We start from the raw sequence: 2285 nt of genomic DNA on the forward strand, positions 1-2285 counted from the left end.
GCGGGACGTAGGCGCCGCCCGCCTTGAGCACGGCCAGCAGCGCCACGACCAGATCGAGCGACCGATCGAGACAGACCGCCACCCGTCGCTCCGGCCCGACGCCCAGGCTGCACAGATGGTGCGCGAGCTGATTGGCGCGACGTTCGAGCGCGGTGTAGGTCAGGCGCTCGTCGCCCCAGACTAGCGCGGTGGCCGTGGGCGTGCGCGCCGCCTGCTGCGCGATCAGGTCATGGACCAGCGGCGCGCGCGGATAGTCGTACGCCGTCGCGTTCCATGCGTCTAGCATCTGCCGCTCGGCCTCGGTCAGCAGCGGCAGCTCGGCAATGCGCTGTTTGGGATCGGCCACCAGGCCATGCAGCAGCACCGTGAAGTGCTCGATCAGCCGCGCGATCGTCGCCGCTGTGAACAGATCCGTGCTGTATTCCAGCGTTCCAGAGAGGCCGGCGCTGGTTTCAGCTATCGACAGACTAAGATCGAGCTTAACCGTTCCAAAGTCGACTGACAGCGGTTTTACAGTCAGACCCGGCAAGCTCGGCAGAGCCATCGAGACGTTCTGAAGCGCGAACATGACCTGGAAGAGCGGATGACGGCTCAGATCACGCGCCGGTTGCAGCGCATCCACCACTTCCTCGAACGGCACCTCCTGGTACGCATACGCGCCCAGGGATACCTCACGTACCCGTTGGAGTACGTCGCGGAATGAGGGATCGCCCGCCAGGTCGGTACGCAGTACCAACATATTGATAAAGCAGCCGATCAGGTCCTCGATCTCACCGCGCGTGCGGTTGGCGATCGGCGTGCCGACCGCGATGTCACTCTGGCCGCTGTAGCGGCTGAGCAACACCTGCCACGCCGCCAGCAGCGTCATAAAGAGCGTGACACCTTCGCGATGGCTCAGGGCCATCAGATCATCAGTCAACGATCGCGAGATGATGAAGCTATGGCTACTTCCTTTAGCAGAAGGCACGGGCGGACGCGGGTGATCGGTCGGCACCTGGAGCGGGGCCAGACCGGCAAGTTGCTGGCGCCAGTAGTCAAGCTGCTGCTCAAGCACCGCGCCTTGCAGCCATTGGCGCTGCCAGTACGCGAAGTCGGCATACTGGATCGGTAGTTCGGGTAGAGCTATCGCCGCGCCTACCATCTGTGCCGTGTAGCAGGCGGTGAGCTCGCGGAATAGGATGCTCCACGACCAGCCATCGGCGATGATGTGATGGAGCGTCAGCAACAAGACATAATCATCCGCTCCGAGCACCAGCAGCGTGGCGCGCAGCAGCGAATCGCGCTGAAGATCGAATGGACGGCGCGCTTCGGCAGTGGCGAGCTGCATCACCATTGTTGCGCGCTCCGCCTCCGGCAGATCATGCAGGTCGATCAACGTCAGCGTCACAGGCGTAGTCGGGGCGATCACCTGCACCGGCTGTCCCTGTTCCGTAACAAATCTTGTCCGTAGCACCTCATGTCGCCGCACAATCTCGCTGAGACTCTGCTCCAGCGCCAATCGGTCGAGCGATCCCGTCAGATGCAGCGCGGCGGGCATGTTATCAGCCGAGCTGCCGGGGTCTAGTTGGTTGAGGAACCAGAGGCGCTGCTGGGCGAACGAGAGCGGCAGCGCGCTTTCGCGTGAGACAGGCACGATCGAGGGCGCGATTGCGCCTGCCATATCCTGCCGCGCGCTGATCACCTGTCGAGCAAGACCTTCGACCGTCGGCGACTCGAACAGAGTTCGGAGCGGCAATTCAACCTGAAATGTCTCACGCACCCGCGAGATAAGCTGCGTCGCCAGCAGCGAGTGGCCGCCAAGCTCGAAGAAGCTGTCGCGAATCCCGACGCGCTGGTGCCGCAGCACATCGGCCCAAATGTTAACCAGCACGTCTTCTACCGGAGTACGCGGCGCGACATAGGTCGTATCCTGCTCGGATTGCATCTGCTCCGGGGCAGGCAGGGCGTTACGATCGACCTTGCCGTGACGGGTGAGCGGCAGTTCGTTGAGGATGATAAAGGCGCTGGGCACCATGTAGGCGGGTAGCGAGCGCAGCAGGAACCCGCGCAGATCGCCAAGATCCATGCTGCTATCCATGTTCGGCACGACATAGGCCACCAGGCGACGCTCGGCGTCGTCCACTTCGGCGCGCGCCACGACGACCGCCTCACGGACGGCCTCGTGCTGGGTCAGCGCGGCCTCGACCTCGCCGAGTTCGATGCGATACCCCCGGATCTTGACCTGATCGTCGCTCCGGCCCACGAATTCGAGCGTGCCGTCGACCAGGTAGCGCGCGAGGTCGCCG

Annotated in this window: 1 protein-coding gene; it reads right to left on the reverse strand. The window is 63.7% G+C overall.

What is annotated here, in order from left to right:
• Nucleotides 1-2285 (reverse strand): condensation domain-containing protein (locus tag VFZ66_17135; GenBank protein ID HEX6290912.1); only part of this gene is annotated, 2285 nt, incomplete at both ends.

The sequence above is a fragment of the Herpetosiphonaceae bacterium genome, from assembly GCA_036374795.1.
In the GTDB taxonomy this organism is placed as follows: domain Bacteria; phylum Chloroflexota; class Chloroflexia; order Chloroflexales; family Kallotenuaceae; genus LB3-1.